4 protein-coding genes are annotated in these 4,233 nt (G+C 74.2%); 1 reads left to right on the top strand and 3 read right to left on the bottom strand.

Features of this window, described 5'->3' with window-relative positions:
* Both CCN33_RS13150 and CCN33_RS13145 read right to left on the bottom strand, forming a co-directional pair.
* On the bottom strand, positions 1 to 1,257 hold a 1,257-nt coding region (locus tag CCN33_RS13150; RefSeq protein WP_086693817.1), incomplete at its 3' end, for a M48 family metallopeptidase.
* A 193-nt stretch (positions 1,258 to 1,450) separates the two neighbouring features.
* Positions 1,451 to 2,569, bottom strand: coding sequence for a hypothetical protein (locus CCN33_RS13145; protein ID WP_086693816.1), 1,119 nt, complete (start codon positions 2,567 to 2,569; stop codon positions 1,451 to 1,453).
* Between the two features lie 129 nt (positions 2,570 to 2,698).
* Between CCN33_RS13145 and CCN33_RS13140 the strand changes: the two genes are divergently transcribed.
* Positions 2,699 to 3,856, top strand: coding sequence for a cystathionine gamma-synthase (locus tag CCN33_RS13140; RefSeq protein ID WP_086693815.1), 1,158 nt, complete (start codon positions 2,699 to 2,701; stop codon positions 3,854 to 3,856).
* 5 nt (positions 3,857 to 3,861) lie between these two features.
* On the opposite strand, the gene CCN33_RS13135 is transcribed toward CCN33_RS13140, so the two are convergent.
* Positions 3,862 to 4,071, bottom strand: coding sequence for a hypothetical protein (locus CCN33_RS13135; protein WP_425275840.1), 210 nt, complete (start codon positions 4,069 to 4,071; stop codon positions 3,862 to 3,864).
* Positions 4,072 to 4,233: the final 162 nt, after the last annotated feature.

Here is a 4,233-nt window from a genome sequence, read left to right as displayed (position 1 = left end):
CGCGGTCAGCGCGCGGTGCAGCGGGGTCCGCGCGGTGGTGATGCCCTCCGCCATGGCGACGTTCAGCAGTTCCGGCCAGTCGGCGGTGCGCCGGAAGCCGAGCGCCTCGGCGGTCAGGACGGCTTCCTCCAGCGCGGTCAGGGTGTGCCCGGGGTCGGTGAGCAGGGCCAGCGCCGGGCCGTCGCCCTCGGGGCCGCGGCCGTCGGCGGGCAGTGCCTCGACACGGCGTACCCGCTCGGCCATCGGTGGGTGGGAGTCGTAGCGGGACTCCGGCTCCTCGGGGAGCCCGGCGCGCAGGTCCTCCAGCTCACCCGCGCGGGCCGTCAGCAACGCGCCGAAGCCGCCGAAGAACTGACCGCGCGGCGGCAGCGTCCGGGCGGGCAGGCCGAGGGTGGCGTACGAGTCGAGGTAGAAGCCGTGGGCCGCCGAGAGGACCGGAATCTCGCGCAGCGCGGCGGCGGTGGCGTCGCGGCCGGCGATCCGGGCGGCGGCCAGGTCGGCGGCGAACTCCTGCCCGCGCGCGGTGCTCAGCGAGGCCCGCAGATAGACCCTGGCGTACCAGGTGTAGAGCCGGGCCATCCCCCGGTACAGCGCGCCGGTGTGCCGGGTGTCCACCTCGCGGGCCTTCTTGCCCTTGGCGATCCGCTTGGCGGCGGTCCGCTCCTGGCGCTCGCGCTCGTCGGCCACCTTGCCGTCGGCGGTGGCGTGGAACTGCTCGACGACCCGGCTGATCTGCGCCCGGCCGCGCACCACGATCGCGGAGAGCCGGGTGTCGCCGGCGGTGAAGTGCCCGTACTCGTGGCCCAGGACGGCACGCAGCCCGGCCTCGCTCAGTCCGGTCAGCAGCGGCACGCCGAGGGTGAGGGTGCGCGGTCCGGGGCGCAGGCCGAGCAGCTTGGCGTCCTCGCGCACGGAGGCGTTGACGTCGGAGGTGAGCAGGATGCGGGCCGGGGCGTGGGTGCCGCTCGCGTCGGCCACCTCGCGCACCAGCGCCCAGAGCCGGGGCTCGTCCGCCTCGCCGACCTCGACGGCGGCCGGGTCCTCGGCCGCCGGGATGCGGAGCATGAACATGCCGCGTACGACGGGGACGGCGAGCAGCACCGTGACGATGGCGATCTTGACGGCCCCGATGCCGTGCAGCCCCCAGTGGTAGAGGGCGACGTCGACACCGGCCAGTGCCGCCAGCAGGACGAGGCTGATCAGATAGAAGCCGGACAGCAGGACGAGGGCGCGCAGCGCGCGCAGGGTTGCGCCCATCGGAAAAGATCCCCCCACAGGAAACCGGCCGAGCCGGAGCAAGACGAACGAGGCGCACACCGCCGTACGGTGCCGCCGCCCGAGTGTGGGGGCCTCGGGGCCGGGCAAAGCAGGTGCAAAGCCCAGGGCAAGCGGAGTATGCCCCACCGCAGGTCAGCGGAGCAATATCGGAGTGCCGGCCGGGTGGCCGGTGTCAGCCCGGCAGGGTCGCCGGGTTGCCGCCGTTGGCCTCGTAGCCCGCGACCGCCAGGGCCCGGTAGACCGCGAACGCCTCGGCCGGGTCCTCGGAGAGGCTCCACGGCAGGGCACCGACATGGCCGTCCACGTGCACCAGCTGGTCCATGGCCTCGGCCCAGCGCTCGGCCCGCACCAGGAAGAACACCAGCAGATGCCGTACGTGCGCCAGCATCGGGTCGTCCGGCCGGGCGGAGTGCACCGCGTGCAGCGCGCCGTGTATCGCCCTGACCACGACCTCGCTGCGGTAGAACCCCGCGACCAGGTTCACCTCCGGCAGATGCTCGAAGACCGCGAACAGCGGCAGCGCGGCCAGCAGCGACCCCTCGGGCGCGCGGGCGGCGGCGGCCTCGGCGAAGGCGTACGCCTCCTCGCGCGAGCCGTGCCACTTCTCGCAGGTGTAGTGCAGCGCGGCCAGGTGGGCGCCCATGTGGTGCGGGGCGAGGCCGAGGATCTTCCCCCACAGCTCGTCGAACTCCGGCCGGGACCAGCCCAGGCCGCGCGCCACGGACAGCATCACGAGGTGCGGCACGGGGTCGCCGGGGGCGGCGAGCGCGGCTCGCTCACACGCGTCGCGCGCCTCCTCCATGATGATCCGGAAGTCGTCCGTGCCCGGTACCGACGTCCGCCACGCCTGCTGCGCGAGGAACTCGGCGTGCACCGCGGCGCCGCCCGCGTCCTTGGGCTGCTCCGCCCGCCACACCCGCAGCCACTGGCCGCCCGGTGTCTCGTGCACCCCGCCCGGCCGCTCGCGCAGCTCCAGCGAGGCCGCCCCGGCGAACGCCTGCACCCGCTGCCAGCGCCGCTCGCCCTCCGCCTCCGTCCCCGCGAGGAGCTGGGAGGCGGCGCGGTAGTCACCGGTGCGGCCGACCAGGTCCAGCACGTCCAGCAGGTCCTGGTCCGGGCCCGGCATGCGCACGTCCAGCTCCTCCTGGCGCAGGAATCCGTACCGCTCGGGGTCGGCGGCGTCCGGGTGGCCCGGATGCACACGCTCGATCCCGCCGCGCCCGCGCCGGATCAGCGGGAGCAGCGCGCAGACCAGCAGGGCCAGCGCCAGGAGGAGCCAGAGAGTCGCCATGCGTCAAGCGAACCAGATCCCGCCGACACTTGGCCAACCCCTCCGGCGAGCCTGTGGAAAACTCCAGCCGGCCCCGCTCCGAGCCCGGCGTCCGTCATCATCCCCGCGAGCGCACTACGCTCGGTGCACATGAGCGACAGGCACATCAGCGAGCACTTCGAGACTCTGGCGATCCACGCGGGCAACACCGCCGATCCCCTCACCGGCGCGGTCGTCCCGCCCATCTACCAGGTCTCGACCTACAAGCAGGACGGCGTGGGCGGACTGCGCGGCGGTTACGAGTACAGCCGCAGCGCCAACCCGACCAGGACGGCGCTGGAGGAGAACCTCGCGGCGCTGGAGGGCGGCCGCCGCGGTTTCGCGTTCGCCTCCGGCCTCGCCGCCGAGGACACCCTGCTGCGTACGCTGCTCAGCCCCGGCGACCACGTGGTCATCCCCAACGACGCCTACGGCGGCACCTTCCGGCTGTTCGCCAAGGTCGCCTCCCGCTGGGGTGTGGAGTGGTCCGTCGCCGACACCAGCGACCCGGCCGCCGTGCGCGCCGCGATGACCCCGCGCACCAAGGCCGTCTGGGTGGAGACCCCCTCCAACCCGCTGCTCGGCATCACCGACATCGCCGCCGTGGCCCAGGTCGCGCACGCCGGCGGGGCGAAGCTGGTCGTGGACAACACCTTCGCCACCCCCTACCTCCAGCAGCCGCTGGCGCTCGGCGCGGACGTCGTCGTGCACTCGCTGACGAAGTACATGGGCGGCCATTCCGACGTGGTCGGCGGTGCGCTGATCGTCGCCGACGAGGGGTTGGGCGAGGAGATCGGCTTCCACCAGAACTCGATGGGCGGCGTCGCCGGCCCGTTCGACTCCTGGCTGGTGCTGCGCGGCACCAAGACCCTCGCGGTGCGCATGGACCGGCACAGCGAGAACGCCACCAAGGTCGCCGACATGCTGTCCCGGCACCCGCGCGTGAGCAGCGTGCTCTACCCGGGCCTGCCGGAGCACCCCGGCCACGAGGTCGCCGCCAAGCAGATGCGGGCGTTCGGCGGCATGATCTCCTTCCGGGTCACCGACGGCGAGGAGGCGGCCGTCTCGGTGTGCGACCGCACCCAGATCTTCACCCTCGGCGAGTCCCTGGGCGGCGTGGAGTCCCTCATCGAGCACCCCGGCCGGATGACGCACGCCTCCGTCGCCGGTTCGCTGCTGGAGGTCCCCTCCGACCTGGTCCGTCTCTCCGTCGGCATCGAGAACGCGGACGACCTGGTCGAGGACCTCAAGCAGGCGCTCGACAAGTAGGCGGCCTACCAGCCGGTAACGGGCGGGGTCGTCAGCGACGGCGGCTCCGCCCACGGCCTGGTCAGCGCGGCCCAGGTGAGGAAGGCGACCGCCGCCGCGCACAGCACCAGCCACAGCAGCCGCCGCCCGGCCCGCCGCAGCCGCAGCAGCCGGGCCCCCCGGCGCACCGCCTCGCCGGGCAGCTCCGGCGGCACGCCCACCGGAACCGCCTCCATCAGCCGCCGCACCGCGACCTCGCGCTCGGGCCGGATCACGGCTGGAGCCGTCTCAGGAGGGGGCCGCCCGCGCGCGTGACGGCTCCGGGCGGGGGATGCAGCACCGTGGCCGTCGCCCGGTCGCAGAGCGCGCGCACCCGCTCGGCGGGCAGGCCCAGCAGG

Source organism: Streptomyces recifensis, from assembly GCF_002154615.1.
GTDB lineage: Bacteria > Actinomycetota > Actinomycetes > Streptomycetales > Streptomycetaceae > Streptomyces > Streptomyces griseoluteus.
Note: the sequence above shows the minus strand (reverse complement) of the source record. Positions and strands in the feature narration are given on the sequence as shown.